The 255-nt window shown below is 61.2% G+C and carries 1 protein-coding gene; it reads left to right on the top strand.

The window, feature by feature from the left end; genetic code table 11:
- On the top strand, positions 1-255 hold a 255-nt coding region (locus LZP69_RS16790; protein WP_442800698.1), incomplete at both ends, for a putative Ig domain-containing protein.

Genomic DNA, 255 nt, shown 5'->3' with positions numbered 1-255 from the left:
TACCTGCGGGCACCTTCGCCGATATCGACAGCGGTGATACGCTCACCCTGTCGGCTAGCACACCTGCATGGCTCAGCTTTGATGCCACCACCGGCACCTTCAGCGGCACGCCGGCGAACAGCGATGTGGGTACGACCAGCATTACCGTTACCGCCACCGACAGCCAGGGCGCAACCGTCACGTCCACCTTTAACCTGGTGGTTAACAACGTTAACGACGCACCGGTACTGGATCCCATCGCGCAAGTCAGCGCCA

Source organism: Shewanella sp. AS1, assembly GCF_021412565.1.
Lineage (GTDB): Bacteria > Pseudomonadota > Gammaproteobacteria > Enterobacterales > Shewanellaceae > Shewanella.
Note: the sequence above shows the minus strand (reverse complement) of the source record. Positions and strands in the feature narration are given on the sequence as shown.